Below are 13069 nucleotides of genomic sequence, written 5' to 3'. Positions count from 1 at the left end.
CGCGGATTGGACAGGCGCGAGATCAGGACGGGGGTCGTCGGCCTCGGTTATTTCGGTTCGTTCCATGCGCGCCAGCACGCCGCCAGCCAGAAGGGCCGCCTCGTCGCCGTCGCCGATTTCGATGCTGACCGCGCCGCTGCCGTCGCCGCCGCGCATGGGGTCGAGGCCGTCACCGATCACCGCGATCTCATCGGCCGGGTCGATGCCGTCTCCGTCGCGGTGCCGACCTCGCTGCATCACCGCGTCGCCAGCGACCTCATCGATGCCGGCATCCATGTCCTGATCGAGAAGCCGATCGCCGATACGCCGGAAGCAGCGCGCGATCTCATCGCGCGCGCCGAGGCGAAGGGCGTCGTGCTCCAGGTCGGCCATATCGAACGCTTCTCGCCGGTGTTCTCCGTGCTTGCCGAGGAGGCCGGCCGGCCGCGCGCCCTGGAACTCACGCGCATCGGGCCATGGAAGGGCAGGGCGATCGACGTCGACGTCGTGCTCGACCTCATGATCCACGACATCGATCTCGCACTGACGCTCGCGGGTGCGGAGGTCGTCGATGTCGCGGCGATGGGCGCCGCCGTTCGCGCGCCCACCAACGATTTCGCGCATGCATTGCTGCGCTTTGCCAATGGCGTGACCGCGCATCTCAACGCCAGCCGCGTCGCGGATCGGCAGGAGCGGACGATCCGCGCCGTCGATGGCGCCCGCGTCGTCACCGCCGATCTCGCCGCCCGCACGGTCACCGTCGCGGAAGGCGAGTCCCGCCGCGAGATCGCCGTACCGGCGAGCGATAACCTCGCCCTCGAGATCGCATCCTTTCTCGACGCCGTCGCGAACGGCCGTCCGGCCGTCGTGGATGGCGCGGCCGGTCTCGCCGCGCTCGTCGTCGCCGAGCGGATCATGGGCGCCATCGCCGGCCTTCCGGCGGCGGCACCGAACAACGGAGGTTCGACCTGATGGTCTCCCAGTCCCGTCCCGCCGTGGCGGTTGCGCCCGGCCGCGTCGCCTTCTTCGATCTGCAGCGCCAGCAGCGCCGCATTCACGACGATGTGCGGGCGCGGATCGACTCGGTTCTCGTCCATGGCCAGTTCATCCTGGGTCCCGAGGTCGAACAGCTCGAGGCGAAGCTTGCCGCCTTCGCCGGCGTGCCGCATGCCATCGGCGTCTCCTCCGGCCGCGACGCGCTGATGATCGGCCTCATGGCGCTCGGCGTCGGTCCCGGTGACGCGGTCTTCGTGCCGGCCTTCACCTTCGCCGCCACGGCGGGTGCCGTCTGCTCGGTGAACGCGACCCCGGTCTTCGTCGATGTCGACGCGACGACATTCAATCTCGATCCGGCCGATCTCGAGCGGGCCATCGCCGAGGTCGAGGCCGCCGGCGTGCTGAAGCCGCGTGCGGTCATCCCGGTCGATCTCTACGGCCTCCCGGCGGATTACGAAGCCATCGGCCGCATCGCGGCGAAGCATGGCCTCACGGTGTTCTCGGACGCGGCGCAGAGCTTCGGCGGCCGCGCGGGCAACCGCCGCGTCGGCGGCATGGCGCCGATCTCGGCGACGAGCTTCTATCCGACCAAGCCGCTCGGCTGCTACGGCGACGGCGGCGCGATCCTGACGGACGACGACCGCATCGCCGAGGCCGTGCGCACGCTGCGCTCGCATGGCCGCCAGGGCACGGGCGACGTCGCGGTGCGGAACGGCATCACCGGCCGGCTCGACACGATCCAGGCCGCCATCCTGCTGGCCAAGTTCGAGATCTTCGAGGAGGAACTGGCGCGGCGCGAGGCGATCGCCCGGCGCTACGACGCAGGCCTTTCGGGCGTCGTCGGGCTGCAGGCGCGGCCGGAGGGCATGGTTTCCGCCAGCGCGCTCTACACGATCACGTCCGATCGCCGCGACGCGCTGAAGGCGGCGCTGGACGCGGAAGGCATCGGCAACGCGCTCTTCTATCGCGTGGCGCTGCACCATCACCCGGCCTTCGCTGAGGTCGGCAAGCGGCCGCTCCCGGTTTCCGAGCGCCTGGCCGAGACTGTCCTCAGCATTCCGATGAACCCGGACCTGACCGACGAGGAGGTCGATCGGGTGATTGCGGCGATCCGCCGCTTCGCCGATATGGTCTGACTTCAGGCAAGCCAAAAACTGCGGCAGAATCGCCGCTCCGATCATGTAGGATGGTCGGGATGACGCTCGACCCGGCCACCTTGTTCCTGGTGTTGATCGGCTTCTGCCTCGTGTCCGGGGTAGGGCTCGGCATGCGGCTGCATAATCGCCCGGGCGATCGTCACCTGGCCTACTGGTCGGTGGCCTTTCTGCTCGGTGCCCTCGGTCTGATCGGCCTCGCGTTCCGCAACTACCTTCCTCCACGCGTCTCCATCGACGGCGCGAATGCGGTGGCTCTCATCGCCTTCGGCGTCGCCTGGAACGGCATCCGCGTCTTCACCGGCCGGCGCCCGAACTGGCTGGTGGTGGCGACGGCGCCGGCGATCTGGCTCCTCGCCTGCCAGGTGCCGGTGATCTATGCCTCGCAGCCCTTCAGGACGGCGGTCGCCTCGACGCTGATCACGATCCTGACGCTGATGCTCGCGCAGATGCTGTGGAGCCGCGGCAAGGAGAACCTGCCGGCGCGCCTGCCGCTGGCGGCCCTTTGCACGCTGCATGCGGGGGCGACCATGGTCCGCGCGATCGTCGCTCTCGTCGTCGGGCTCGACGGCAATGTCGATCTCGATCCGCTCTTCGTCTCCCTCGGCCTGCTCGAGCCGATCTTCGTCCTGTTCGGCGTGGTGATCTTCGGCCTCGTGCTGACGCAGCAGCGCCGTGAACTGGTCCTCTCGCGCAAGGCCGCCCTTGACGGGCTGACGGGCCTGCTCAATCGCGGCGCCTTCATCGAGGAAGCCGCGGGCCGGCTCGCCGAGGCTCGGGCGGACGGGCGCAGCGCCGCGCTGCTCGTCTTCGACATCGACTATTTCAAGGAGGTCAACGACAGCTTCGGCCATGCCGCCGGCGATCGCGCGCTCGCCGCTTTCGCCGCTGCCGCGCGGCAGGTGGTCCGCGCCAGCGATCCCGTCGGGCGGCTTGGCGGCGAGGAGTTCGCGACGCTGCTGGTCGGGGCCGATCGCGAGGTCGGGGCCGCCATCGCCGAACGGATCCGCGCCGAGTTCGCCAGGCGCGCCAGCCTTCTGGAGAGCGGCCGCCTCCGCGTGACCGCCAGCGCCGGCGTCGCGGCGACCGACAGTGGCCACGTCCCGCTCGAGACGCTGATGCTGCGCGCCGACGAGGCCCTCTATGCTGCCAAGCGCGCCGGCCGCGACCTCGTCAGCCACGCCGCCGAATAGCCGCGCTTGACGCCGCCCGATGCGGCGGCGGAAAGTGCCGCCCCTCCACTCCGCTGACATTTTTGAAGGAGACGATGATGATCCCCGTCATCACCGCGCATGGCGCCGCGATCCCCGCCATCGGGCTCGGCACCTGGGGCCTCTCCGGCAAGGCGGCGACCGAGGCGGTCGCGGAGGCGCTCAAGGCCGGCTATCGCCATGTCGACACCGCCATCGGCTATGGCAACGAGGTGGAAGTGGGCGAGGGCATCCGCCGCTCGGGCGTGCCGCGCGACGAGATCTTCGTCACCACGAAGATCCCGTCCGAAGAACTCGAGGACGCCGCGATGCTGCGCGCGGCCGAAGGCAGCCTGAAGCGCCTCGGCCTCGACGCCGTCGATCTCCTGCTCATCCACTGGCCGAGCCGGACGCTGTCGGCGGCGACGACGATCCGCTCGCTGAACGGCGTCAAGCGGCGCGGCCTCGCCCGGCATATCGGCGTTTCCAACTACACGATCCGCCTGCTCGACGAGGCATGGGCGGCGACCGAGGAGCCGATCGTCGCCAACCAGTGCGAGCACCATCCCTATCTCGATCAGGCGCGCCTGCGGGCCGCCACGAAGCGCCACGGCATGGCCTTCGTGTCTTATTGCCCGCTCGGCCAGGCGGAGGTGCTGGACGAGCCGGTGGTGCAGGACATCGCTGGCCGGCTCGGCTTCTCGCCCGCGCAGATCGTGCTGCGCTGGCAGTTCCAGAAGGGTTGCGTCAGCATTCCGAAGAGCGCGCGTCCGCACCGCATCCGGCAGAATCTCGACATCTTCGGCTTCGCGCTGGACGAGGCCGACATGGCGGCGATCGACAGTCTCGGCAGCATCGGCCGCCGCATCTGCGACTTCAGCTTCGCGCCCGACTGGGACGCGTGAGGAGACCTGTCCGGCGATGTTCTTTGTCGCGGCCAAGCTGATCTGGTTCGTCATCCAGCCCTCGACGGCGCTCATCCTGCTGCTCGTCGCCGGCATCGTCATCATCGGCATCGGTCGGCCCCGCGCCGGAATCCTGGTCGTCATGCTGGCGACGACGGGCCTGCTCGTCGCGGGCATCCTGCCGCTCGGCGTGCTGATGACGCTGCCGCTCGAGAACCGTTTTCCGCGGCAGGAGCCGGACGGGCCGGTGACCGGCATCATCGTGCTCGGCGGCGGGATCGACCAGTCCATCGGCGCCGCGCGCGGCGTGACCACGCTGACAGAGGCCGGCGAGAGATTGACCGAGGCCGTCGCGCTCGCGCGGCGCTATCCTGAAGCGCGGCTCGTTTTCACAGGTGGCATTGCCAGCCTCACGCCCGAGGGGCCGACGGAATCCGATGCCGCGCGGCGCTTCTTTGCCGAGATGGGTATCCCGGCCGACCGGCTGACGGTCGAGGACCAGAGCCGCGACACCGCCGAGAATGCCCGCTTCACCAAGGCGCTGGTCGACCCGAAACCCGGGGAGCGCTGGCTGCTCGTCACCTCCGCCTGGCACATGCCCCGCTCCGTCGGCTGCTTCCGCGCCGTCGGCTGGCCGGTGCTCGCTTGGCCGACCGACTACCGCAGCGCCGGACCGCAGGATCTCACTTCGCTGATGCCGCGCGCCTCCTACGGGCTGACCATGGTCGACGTCGCCGCGAAGGAATGGGTCGGCCTGCTCGCCTATCGCCTGACAGGCCGCACGGACGCGCTGTTCCCCGCGCCCTGACGGCGATCAGGTGATGTGACCGGCATATTGCGGGAGGTCGTCGGTGATCTCGTGCCAAGGCGCCTTCGAGGCAACGAAGATATGCGCCGAGGGCCGGATGCTCGGGGCATCGGCCAGCGTGCCCATGGCGACATGCGCCTTCCTACCGTGATCGAGCATCGAGTAGAGCAGCGAGCCGCATGTGCCGCAGTGAACGTCATGCGCCGCCTCGCCGCCATAGACCAGCGTCCTGTCGCCGCCCGCGACGAGCCGCAGATGCTCGCTCCCGATGCCGGCGAACGGCTTGAAGGCGGAACCGGTGGCGCGCCGGCACCCGGAGCAGTGGCAGTTGAACGCATAGCTGAACGCGTCACTGACCTCGTAGCGAACCGCGCCGCAATAGCAGCCGCCCGAAAGGACGCGCGGGCTCGCGCCTTCGGCCCCGCTCATGCCTCGGCCTTCACGTCCGCGGCGCGGGCGATCCGATACACGCCCTTGAATTCCCGCGGATCGACGATCCTGCCCTTGCGCAGGATCGCGGCTGAGCCTTTCTCGGCGAGACCGACCGCGACCTCGCGGATCGCGGGCATCAGCAGCCGCCAGCGCTTTTCGTCGGGTCCCGCGATGGCGCGGGCGAGCTCGGTCGGATCGAGGCTGCGGCCCTCCGCCAGGGCGTCGAGCCGCTCGGCCATGAGGGCCGACACCTGCGCACGGTCGGCGCTGCGAGTCATGATCAGTTCTCCGGCTGTCGGGCAGCCTCGATCACCAGCCGCGCCGACGGCGAGAGGAACTGGCGATAGAGCTGGACGAGAAGGATGGCGGTCGTCGTCACGATCAGCACATAGCCGTTGACGAACCAGCCGAGATAGCCGACCGCGAAGAAGAAGGCGCGAAGGCCGTGGTTGAAGTGACGTCCGGCGGCGATGGTGAAGCTCGCCGCGCGATCGGCGGCGGCGATCGCCTCGGCCTCGCCGGCATGGGCGGCCGACGGCGTCGCACCGACAAGGATCGAGGCATAGTTGAACAGGCGGTAGGCCCAGCCGAACTCGAAGAAGGCGAAGCCGAAGATGAGGATGAGTCCCACCGCCTTGACCTCGAACAGACCGCGCGGCGAGGCCGGCGACAGCGAGAGGTCGCGCATCACGACATAGACATGATCGGTGGCGTTCAGGAGCGCGAAACCGCCGCCGATCGCGATGAGCGAGGTAGAGGCGAAGAAGGCCGTGCCGTTCTGCAGGCCGCCCATGATGCCGGTGTCGATCATCCTGAGATCGCGACGCGCCATGGTCCGCATCCAGCGCCGCCGCTGACGGTCCATGGCCGAGGACAGCGACCGGCCGGAATCGGCGAAGTGATTGATCACCAGCGAATAGGTCGCCCACGCGCCGACGAACCATAGAACGGCGACGATATCGATGCGGGAGGCGATGCTGAACATGCTTGCCCCCGCCGTTCAGCCGGATCGCCGCGCGAGCATGCGCGCGATCGGCCGGCGGGCGAGCACGAGGACGGAGAGGATGATGAGCCCGGCCGCGCCCGCGACCGGCGAGCGCAGCATCATGCCGGTGGCCGTCAGGACGAGCCCTGCGATGATGCCGGCGGTCGCAACGCGGCTGGCGCGCTGTTCGAGATCGGGCGTCGGAAGGGTCATGGCGCGCGGGGTCCTGTCGGCATCGTGCAAGCGAGTCTTAGTCGCCTCTGTGGAAAAAGGGCAGCCCGCCTTTGACGGCGGGGCGCCGCGGCGCGAGGCTCGCCACATGCCGCTTCATATGATCAAGCTTTGCGTCGGCGTCGAGACCGTGGACGAGATCGTCCGCTGGATCGACGAGGATCTCGGTCGCAAGCGCCGGCTCGGCCTGCCGGCGGAGGATACGCATGTCACGCGCATGATGCCGCGCCGTATCGCCGAGCTCCTCGACGGCGGCTCGCTCTACTGGGTCGTGAAGGGACAGGTGCAGTGCCGACAGCGTCTCCTCGACCTCCGCGCCGTCACCGGCGCCGACGGCATCGAGCGCTGCGAGATCGTCTTCGATCCCGAAGTCATCCTCACCGAGTGGCAGCCGAAGCGTCCGTTCCAGGGCTGGCGCTATCTGGAGCCGAAGGATGCGCCGCGCGACCTCGCTGCGATCGGCGGAGCTGGCGACGACCTGCCCTCGGCTCTCAAGGCCGAACTCGCGGAACTCGGGCTCCTGTAGCGAGCTGAATCGAAGTGCGAGAGTCCGGCGCCAACGCGCTGGCGAGACTCGCCTTTTCAGACCGCGATGTTGTCGATGAGCCGGGTTCGTCCGAGCCACGCGGCGGCGAGGAGACGCAGCGGCTGGTCCGCAACCGCCGCCGGCTGGGCCAGCGTCTCGGCATTGCGCAGTTCGAGATAGTCGGGGCGGAAGCCGGCCGCCTCGAGCGCATTGAAGCCCTGGCGCAGATGATGCGCGACGTCGCCGCCCGAGCGGATCGCAGCCGCCGTGGCCTCGAGCGCGGCCGCGAGCTTCGGCGCGGTCCGGCGTTCGTCGGGCGAGAGATAGGCGTTGCGGGAGGAGAGGGCGAGGCCGTCCGCCTCGCGCACGGTCGGCAGCGCGACGATTTCGGTCGGCAGGCGGAGGTCCTTCACCATCTGCCGGACGACGAGCAACTGCTGGTAGTCCTTCTCGCCGAACATCGCGATGTCGGGAAAGCCGCCGAGCAGCAGCTTCGCGACGACGGTAGCGACGCCGGCGAAGAAATGCGGGCGATAGTCGGTTTCGAGCCCGAGGGCCGGCCCGGCGAGCGAGATCGTCGTCGCGTGGCCGGGCGGATACATCTCGGCCGCATTCGGCGCAAACACAGCCTCGACGCCGAGAGTCGCGAGCTTCGCGACGTCGCTGTTCTCGGTGCGCGGATAGGCGGTGAAATCTTCCTTCGGTCCGAACTGGGTCGGATTGACGAAGATCGTCGCGACAACCCGGTCGACGCGCCGGCGCGCCTCCTCCACCAGCGCGAGATGGCCGTCATGGAGCGCGCCCATGGTGGGGATCATGCCGACCGTGAGGCCTTCCGAATGCCAGCTCGCGGTGTTGGCGCGCAGATCGGTGAGCGTGCGGAGGAGAACGGGGGGACGGTTCATGGCGATTCCTCTGCCCAATCGCGACTCCTTCGCGCAAAACGGAGCCTGTGGGAAGAGGTCTCGCGTGAACCGCGCACCATTGCGGCGGGGGGCGGGAGACGGCATCTGTTGGGATCGGGCCGCATGAGGCGGACCGGACCGGAAAGGGACGATGGGCTTCATCCTGCCGCTCGCCGCCGTCGCGATCATCGCCATCGCGCTCGCCTGGACATTCGGCCCGAAGACGGGGCCCGACCGATTGCAGAAGGCGATCCGCAAGGGAGGGGCGGGGACGCTGTTCGCTCTCGCGATCCTCTTCTCCGTCACGGGAAAGATCTGGGCGGCGGTGCCGCTGGTCGCGGTCGCGCTGTCGCTGTGGCGGCCGGCCTTCCTGGAGCGGTTCGGCGCCATCCGCGGCGGCCGCATCACCATGGGGCGCTTCGCCGGGCGCCGGCTGGACGAGCTCGACGCCAACGCGCTGCTCGCCCTTCACGCGGAACTGGCCGGCCGACCGGCCGACCGCTCAGTCCTCGAAGCGTATCTCGACCGCCGGATACCCGGCTGGCGTGAACACGTCGAGCGAGATCCGGCAGGCGGGCCGCGCCGCCCTGCGGGCACGGGCGCCATGACAGATGAGCAGGCCTACAAGATCCTTGGCCTTTCGCCCGGCGCCACCGAGGCTGAAATCAGCGCGGCCTACCGCCGACTGATGAAGCGCGTCCATCCCGATCAGGGGGGCTCGACGTTCCTTGCCGCGCAAATCAACGAGGCTAAGGAAAGACTCCTCGGCAGACATCGTTAGGCTCCCATACGCAAGAACATGAAAGGGAGAAAGGGGAGAGGCGGACCCGGGGCTTGCGCCTAGTCCGGGATCGCCAGGCAGCTCACATCGCGCTTCTTGAGATAGTCGCAGGCCGCGCGCGCCTTGGCCTTGTTCTCGAATCCGGCGAAGCGGGCACGGTAGAAGGTCGAGTCACCCTTCTTCACGGCCTCGACGCTCGGCGTCGCCGAGGCGAGGACCTTGCCGCCCTTCGCCCTGGCCGCCTGGAGCAGCGACTGCGCGCCATCCTCGCTCGGAGCGGCGGCGATCTGAACCTTCCATCCCGAAACGCCCGAGCCGGAACGGACCGGCGCCGGATCGTCGGCATCGCCTTCGCCGATCACGCCCTCGGTCGAGGCCGTCTCGTCATCGGCGGTTGGCACCGGCCCGGCGACCGAGGCGGTCACGACGACCGGGCGGGCGACGCCCTTGCCGCTCGGGCCCTGCTGGAAGACCATGCGCGGACCCTCGTCGGCCGGCTCGACATCCGAGGCGAGCGCCAGCGGCTCGACTTCGGGCTTGGCATCCGGGATCGGCGCCGCCACGGAGGCTTCGACGACCTGCGGCGCGGCCTTGGGCCTGGCGGCGAGCGGCACGGGCGCGGCGGCGGCGGCCACCACATCGGGGCGGACAACCGGCTTCGGCGCGGCGGCCACGGCCACCTGCACCGGCTCGTCGACCGGATCGGGCGCGGCCTGCGGTGCCGGATTGCCCTTGAACATCTTGGCGATCAGCGAATTGCTGCCGCCCGTCGAGGCGGCCGGCATGTATTTCTCGATCAGGCCGACCATCTGCTTGTCGCGCGCCGCGCCGGAGCTTCCGCCCATGACCGAGGCGACGATGTAGCGGTTGTCGCGCTTCACCGAGGAGACGAGATTGAAGCCCGAGGCGTTGGTGTAGCCGGTCTTGATGCCGTCGACGCCCGGAACGCGGCCGAGCAGCTTGTTGTGATTGCCGATGACGCGGCCGTTATAGACAAAGCTCTTCGTCGAGAAGTAGCGGTAATAGCTGGGATAATGCGCCTGCAGCGCGCGCCCGAGCGTCACCATGTCCCGCGCCGTCGTCCACTGGTTGGGATTGGGCAGGCCGGATGCGTTGCGGAAGGTGGTCCTGCTCATGCCGATCGAACGCGCCGTCGCCGTCATGCGCTGAGCGAAGGCGCTTTCCGAACCGGCGAGGTTCTCGGCGATCACGACCGCCGCGTCATTGGCCGAACGGGTGATGAGGCCGAGCATCGCGTCGCGCACCGCGATCGTCGAGCCGGGCTTGAGCCCGAGCTTGGTCGGCGACTGGCGCGAGGCGAAGGTGGATACCTTGAGGCGGCTGTCGAGGCTCAGCTTGCCGCTGTCGAGCGCGCCGAACAGCATGTAGAGCGTCATCATCTTGGTCAGCGAGGCGGGGTGGCGCAGCGCGTCGGCATCCTGCGCGTAGAGCACCTTGCCCGTCTTGGCATCGACGACGATCGCCGATTTCGGGGCGGCCACGGCATCGGCGACCGTCGTGGTGACCATCGCTCCGGCGACGAGAAGGGCGGCGAAGGCGCCCTTGGCGGTCCTGGCCTGAAGGCGGCCAAGCGGGCTGGTACCCCACAGCATCACGAACGAAACTCCACGTCTTGCAGCCTCGCCACCCGAGGGCGACGGTGCCTGAATGTTGGGACGGGACCGGAGCTTTTGTGAGGCACCGGAAGAATTCCTGTTAGCGGCCAGGAGAACCGGGCCCCCGCGCCCGACGCTCGAGCGCCTGCCTCCATCCGATCCCGGTAGGAGCGACAGTTCCTGCCGTCCCGACCGATCCGTGAAGAAAGCCTAGGGAATCGCCGTTACGAATCCGTAAAAGTTGACGAATCCCTTTCCGACACCGCGCTTTTCGCAGCGCGGCAAGCGTTTCGCCGCGCTGATTGTGCAGCGCAGCATTTTTTCTTGACAGATGTGGCGGAATTCGGGTTCAGTTTGGTAGGGTTCGATTTCCGCGTGGGCAGACGGGGGTTCGTGATGATCAAGGGTATCGACGACATCCAGCAGGCGTCGAAGGACAGCATCGAGCAGGCGATGAAGAGCGTGGAGGCCATGAACAAGGGCATCCAGGCGCTCGCCGTCGAGACGGCCGACTATCAGAAGAAGAGCTATGAGCACGGCGCCGCGGCGCTGGAGAAGCTGATGGCGGCGAAGAGCGTCGAGAACGCGGTCGAGATCCAGAACGAATATCTGAAGGCGACCTACGAGGGCTATATCAGCGAGCTGACGAAGATCGGGTCCATGATGACCGACTTCGCCAAGGACGCCTATCGCCCGTTCGAGAGCGTGTTCGGCAAGCTGCCGAAGTAGGCGTCTTTCACAGCGCGTTCAAAGAGTTGCAGCCCGGCCTTCGCGCCGGGCTTTGCTTTTCATGAGGGCGCGCGCCTTTCAGCGTCAGTTGCTGGAGCGCGGATGGCCGCGGCACTGGTTGATGTTGTCGCTGCCGCCCGTGCCGCAGGCATTGACGCCCTGCATCGCCTGAATGGCCGGGTCGAACGGATCGCTGGTTCCGCTGCCGCAGCCGGCCAGAGAGCCGGCGACGCCAGCAAGCGCCAGCACCAGGACGAATACGCGCATTCCCTCACTCCTCGTGACCTCGTCCCGGCGCCGCTGAAGTGGCGGCGCCGAGGACCTCAACGGGGAGAAAAGTCTCGCGAACCGGCGTCGCGCGCAAGGTCCCGCGACGGCGTTCCCCGGCTCAGCGGTTGCTGGAGCACTGGTTGATGTCCTGCGTGCCCCCCGGACCGCAGGCATTCACAGGCTCGAAGGCCCGGATCGCGGCGGCGTTCCGCTCGGCGGTGGTCATGCTGCTGTCGGTCGAGCAGGCCGCGAGCCCGCTGGCGCCGAAGGCAAGGGCGAGGACGATCATCATCGTGCGCATGGCACTCACTCCGCATGGTTTCTCAAGAGAGAGATGGGCATTGCCGACGCACAACGCCAAGCACGGAAGCGTGAGTGGAAAAGGGGAGAGGCGCCTCAGGTGGCGATGCCGTGCGCTATGGCTTCGAGCAGTGCCTCGACCTGAAGTGCGCTTTCAGTGGGTATCGACCAGCGACAGCGGCGCCTCATCAGTTGTCTCTCCCCTCGGGCGTCATCTGCCTGCTGCGAAGTGCACGCTCAAGCGGCCGGACCGGTGGCCCATGTCTGACGGTGGTCACCAGATCCCGCTCGCTCCGGATAGAGGATCCGAGCGCGGCTTATCAGAGAAAGCCTTGAGTCAGGATGCTCTTCCACAAGGATTAGTCGTCAGCACGCGTTACTTGAGCGGCAGACCTAGATGCGATAAGATCAATTTGTGCTTTTACAATTCGATCTATTCTGCTTCCATCTTCATGAACTGCCGGAGCGACACAATGGACTCGCCCGTCGTTCTTGTAGGCGTCGGCTTTCCCTTTGGCTCCAACGGTGTGTGGCTTGTATACGGCAATTGACAATCCTCCCTGCTCCTTTACCAAGCGAAAGCAGGGGATGTCCGTTGAGCCATCACCAATAAAGATCATATTTTCGAAGGGAACCGGCCTATCTTGTTTGGCGACAAACCTGTTTACTTCTGAATTATCACTCAAATCATGGGCGTCTTTGTTTATGCGAAATAGGTATTGGGTTTTTGTGGTATAATTGACAGCTAGCGCAGGCCAATCGGCCACGCCGTTCTGATTGAATATAAACTTTGATGCATAGACCTGCGTAAATTTCGATGAAATTGGAGTTCCGGCAAATATCTCCGCATTTCCAGAGGATATCAAGAAGTGGTCAACGCGAATTTCTCTTATTCGAGCGTATTCAGTTATTCTGTCGAACCAGCCGATAACCCCATCGAAAAGCTTGATCTGCTGTCCATGATTTTTGAAGTTCTCACGACGCACGGGGACCTCAGCTGAGGCCGCCTTTTTCAGCATCAAGTTCATATAAACTAGCACTTCATCGGCTTGATGCTCTCGCGTGACGCGCTTTACTTCCGACCAGAATGCAGCCGGCTTCATGCCTATGTCCGGAAGGAACTGGTGTTCTTGCATATTGCCGGGAGCTAACGTTCCATCGAAATCGTATGCAATTGCCATGCGTACATATTTCTTGGCCATATGAGATGCAGTTCCAAGAATCTATCGTTGAGAGCTAGCCACAGAATAAGGGCCGGCATT

Annotated in this window: 17 protein-coding genes; 8 read left to right on the top strand and 9 right to left on the bottom strand. The window is 66.9% G+C overall.

Annotation, left to right across the window (positions count from 1 at the left end; all coding sequences use genetic code 11):
* Positions 1-6 precede the first annotated feature (6 nt).
* The 5 genes from QO015_RS03570 (at position 7) to QO015_RS03550 (ending at position 5032) form a co-directional block, all read left to right on the top strand.
* Positions 7-951, top strand: a complete 945-nt coding sequence (locus tag QO015_RS03570) for a Gfo/Idh/MocA family protein (protein WP_266281430.1) — start codon at positions 7-9, stop codon at positions 949-951.
* Positions 951-2111, top strand: a complete 1161-nt coding sequence (locus tag QO015_RS03565) for a DegT/DnrJ/EryC1/StrS family aminotransferase (protein WP_266281432.1) — start codon at positions 951-953, stop codon at positions 2109-2111. Before QO015_RS03570 ends, QO015_RS03565 begins: the two co-directional genes overlap by 1 nt.
* 59 nt (positions 2112-2170) lie before the next feature.
* The gene (locus QO015_RS03560; protein WP_266281434.1) at positions 2171-3322 is read left to right on the top strand and encodes a GGDEF domain-containing protein; all 1152 of its coding nucleotides are present in this window, start codon (positions 2171-2173) and stop codon (positions 3320-3322) included.
* A 74-nt stretch (positions 3323-3396) separates the two neighbouring features.
* On the top strand, positions 3397-4224 hold the full coding sequence (locus QO015_RS03555; protein WP_307288515.1) for an aldo/keto reductase: 828 nt from the start codon (positions 3397-3399) through the stop codon (positions 4222-4224).
* A 16-nt stretch (positions 4225-4240) separates the two neighbouring features.
* A complete protein-coding gene (locus QO015_RS03550; protein ID WP_266281435.1) occupies positions 4241-5032 on the top strand; it encodes a YdcF family protein in 792 nt (263 codons plus the stop codon).
* A gap of 6 nt (positions 5033-5038) precedes the next feature.
* On the opposite strand, the gene QO015_RS03545 is transcribed toward QO015_RS03550, so the two are convergent.
* The 4 genes from QO015_RS03545 to QO015_RS03530 are packed head-to-tail and all read right to left on the bottom strand — an operon-like array spanning position 5039 to position 6662.
* Positions 5039-5461: a GFA family protein gene (locus QO015_RS03545; protein WP_266281436.1), complete on the bottom strand. Its 423-nt coding sequence runs from the start codon at positions 5459-5461 to the stop codon at positions 5039-5041.
* A complete protein-coding gene (locus QO015_RS03540) occupies positions 5458-5742 on the bottom strand; it encodes a DUF3253 domain-containing protein (protein WP_266281437.1) in 285 nt (94 codons plus the stop codon). Before QO015_RS03540 ends, QO015_RS03545 begins: the two co-directional genes overlap by 4 nt.
* Positions 5743-5744: 2 nt before the next feature.
* Positions 5745-6449 (bottom strand): DUF599 domain-containing protein, encoded by a 705-nt coding sequence (locus tag QO015_RS03535; RefSeq protein ID WP_266281438.1) that lies wholly within the window; start codon positions 6447-6449, stop codon positions 5745-5747.
* Positions 6450-6464: 15 nt separating this feature from the next.
* Positions 6465-6662 carry a hypothetical protein gene (locus tag QO015_RS03530; RefSeq protein ID WP_266281439.1) on the bottom strand — a complete coding sequence of 66 codons (198 nt, stop codon included), beginning with the start codon at positions 6660-6662 and terminating at the stop codon, positions 6465-6467.
* Between the two features lie 106 nt (positions 6663-6768).
* On the opposite strand from QO015_RS03530, the gene QO015_RS03525 reads away from it, so the two are divergent.
* Positions 6769-7206 (top strand): DUF1489 family protein, encoded by a 438-nt coding sequence (locus QO015_RS03525; RefSeq protein ID WP_266281440.1) that lies wholly within the window; start codon positions 6769-6771, stop codon positions 7204-7206.
* A 56-nt stretch (positions 7207-7262) separates the two neighbouring features.
* Here the strand turns inward: QO015_RS03525 and panC are convergent, their stop codons facing one another.
* Complete coding sequence (panC, locus tag QO015_RS03520; RefSeq protein WP_266281441.1) at positions 7263-8111, bottom strand: pantoate--beta-alanine ligase; 849 nt, start codon at positions 8109-8111, stop codon at positions 7263-7265.
* A gap of 151 nt (positions 8112-8262) precedes the next feature.
* Between panC and QO015_RS03515 the strand changes: the two genes are divergently transcribed.
* Positions 8263-8892 carry a DnaJ domain-containing protein gene (locus tag QO015_RS03515; protein WP_266281442.1) on the top strand — a complete coding sequence of 210 codons (630 nt, stop codon included), beginning with the start codon at positions 8263-8265 and terminating at the stop codon, positions 8890-8892.
* A 59-nt stretch (positions 8893-8951) separates the two neighbouring features.
* Here the strand turns inward: QO015_RS03515 and QO015_RS03510 are convergent, their stop codons facing one another.
* Positions 8952-10505, bottom strand: a complete 1554-nt coding sequence (locus QO015_RS03510) for a serine hydrolase (RefSeq protein WP_266282482.1) — start codon at positions 10503-10505, stop codon at positions 8952-8954.
* Between the two features lie 399 nt (positions 10506-10904).
* On the opposite strand from QO015_RS03510, the gene QO015_RS03505 reads away from it, so the two are divergent.
* A complete protein-coding gene (locus QO015_RS03505; protein WP_370877391.1) occupies positions 10905-11237 on the top strand; it encodes a phasin family protein in 333 nt (110 codons plus the stop codon).
* Positions 11238-11321: 84 nt separating this feature from the next.
* Here QO015_RS03505 and QO015_RS03500 read toward each other — a convergent pair whose 3' ends face one another.
* The 3 genes from QO015_RS03500 to QO015_RS03490 form a co-directional block, all read right to left on the bottom strand.
* Entirely contained in the window at positions 11322-11504 is a 183-nt protein-coding gene (locus QO015_RS03500; protein WP_266281443.1) for a hypothetical protein, read from the bottom strand.
* 121 nt (positions 11505-11625) lie between these two features.
* Positions 11626-11808 (bottom strand): YgdI/YgdR family lipoprotein, encoded by a 183-nt coding sequence (locus QO015_RS03495; protein ID WP_266281444.1) that lies wholly within the window; start codon positions 11806-11808, stop codon positions 11626-11628.
* A gap of 358 nt (positions 11809-12166) precedes the next feature.
* On the bottom strand, positions 12167-13009 hold the full coding sequence (locus QO015_RS03490; RefSeq protein ID WP_266281445.1) for an HAD family hydrolase: 843 nt from the start codon (positions 13007-13009) through the stop codon (positions 12167-12169).
* Between the last annotated feature and the right edge of the window lie 60 nt (positions 13010-13069).

It is taken from the genome of Kaistia geumhonensis (assembly GCF_030815145.1).
Taxonomy (GTDB): Bacteria; Pseudomonadota; Alphaproteobacteria; order Rhizobiales; family Kaistiaceae; genus Kaistia; species Kaistia geumhonensis.
This window is presented reverse-complemented; position numbering and strand designations above follow the sequence as displayed.

What these genes read in the sequence shown, in the direction of transcription:
- QO015_RS03550 (WP_266281435.1), top strand. Translation starts at nt 4,241, where the DNA reads ATGTTCTTTGTCGCGGCCAAGCTGATCTGGTTCGTCATCCAGCCCTCG.
- QO015_RS03490 (WP_266281445.1), bottom strand. Translation starts at nt 13,009, where the DNA reads ATGGCCAAGAAATATGTACGCATGGCAATTGCATACGATTTCGATGGA.
- QO015_RS03560 (WP_266281434.1), top strand. Translation starts at nt 2,171, where the DNA reads ATGACGCTCGACCCGGCCACCTTGTTCCTGGTGTTGATCGGCTTCTGC.
- QO015_RS03565 (WP_266281432.1), top strand. Translation starts at nt 951, where the DNA reads ATGGTCTCCCAGTCCCGTCCCGCCGTGGCGGTTGCGCCCGGCCGCGTC.
- QO015_RS03525 (WP_266281440.1), top strand. Translation starts at nt 6,769, where the DNA reads ATGCCGCTTCATATGATCAAGCTTTGCGTCGGCGTCGAGACCGTGGAC.
- panC (WP_266281441.1), bottom strand. Translation starts at nt 8,111, where the DNA reads ATGAACCGTCCCCCCGTTCTCCTCCGCACGCTCACCGATCTGCGCGCC.
- QO015_RS03495 (WP_266281444.1), bottom strand. Translation starts at nt 11,808, where the DNA reads ATGCGCACGATGATGATCGTCCTCGCCCTTGCCTTCGGCGCCAGCGGG.
- QO015_RS03540 (WP_266281437.1), bottom strand. Translation starts at nt 5,742, where the DNA reads ATGACTCGCAGCGCCGACCGTGCGCAGGTGTCGGCCCTCATGGCCGAG.
- QO015_RS03555 (WP_307288515.1), top strand. Translation starts at nt 3,397, where the DNA reads ATGATGATCCCCGTCATCACCGCGCATGGCGCCGCGATCCCCGCCATC.
- QO015_RS03505 (WP_370877391.1), top strand. Translation starts at nt 10,905, where the DNA reads ATGATCAAGGGTATCGACGACATCCAGCAGGCGTCGAAGGACAGCATC.
- QO015_RS03500 (WP_266281443.1), bottom strand. Translation starts at nt 11,504, where the DNA reads ATGCGCGTATTCGTCCTGGTGCTGGCGCTTGCTGGCGTCGCCGGCTCT.
- QO015_RS03545 (WP_266281436.1), bottom strand. Translation starts at nt 5,461, where the DNA reads ATGAGCGGGGCCGAAGGCGCGAGCCCGCGCGTCCTTTCGGGCGGCTGC.
- QO015_RS03530 (WP_266281439.1), bottom strand. Translation starts at nt 6,662, where the DNA reads ATGACCCTTCCGACGCCCGATCTCGAACAGCGCGCCAGCCGCGTTGCG.
- QO015_RS03510 (WP_266282482.1), bottom strand. Translation starts at nt 10,505, where the DNA reads ATGCTGTGGGGTACCAGCCCGCTTGGCCGCCTTCAGGCCAGGACCGCC.
- QO015_RS03515 (WP_266281442.1), top strand. Translation starts at nt 8,263, where the DNA reads ATGGGCTTCATCCTGCCGCTCGCCGCCGTCGCGATCATCGCCATCGCG.
- QO015_RS03535 (WP_266281438.1), bottom strand. Translation starts at nt 6,449, where the DNA reads ATGTTCAGCATCGCCTCCCGCATCGATATCGTCGCCGTTCTATGGTTC.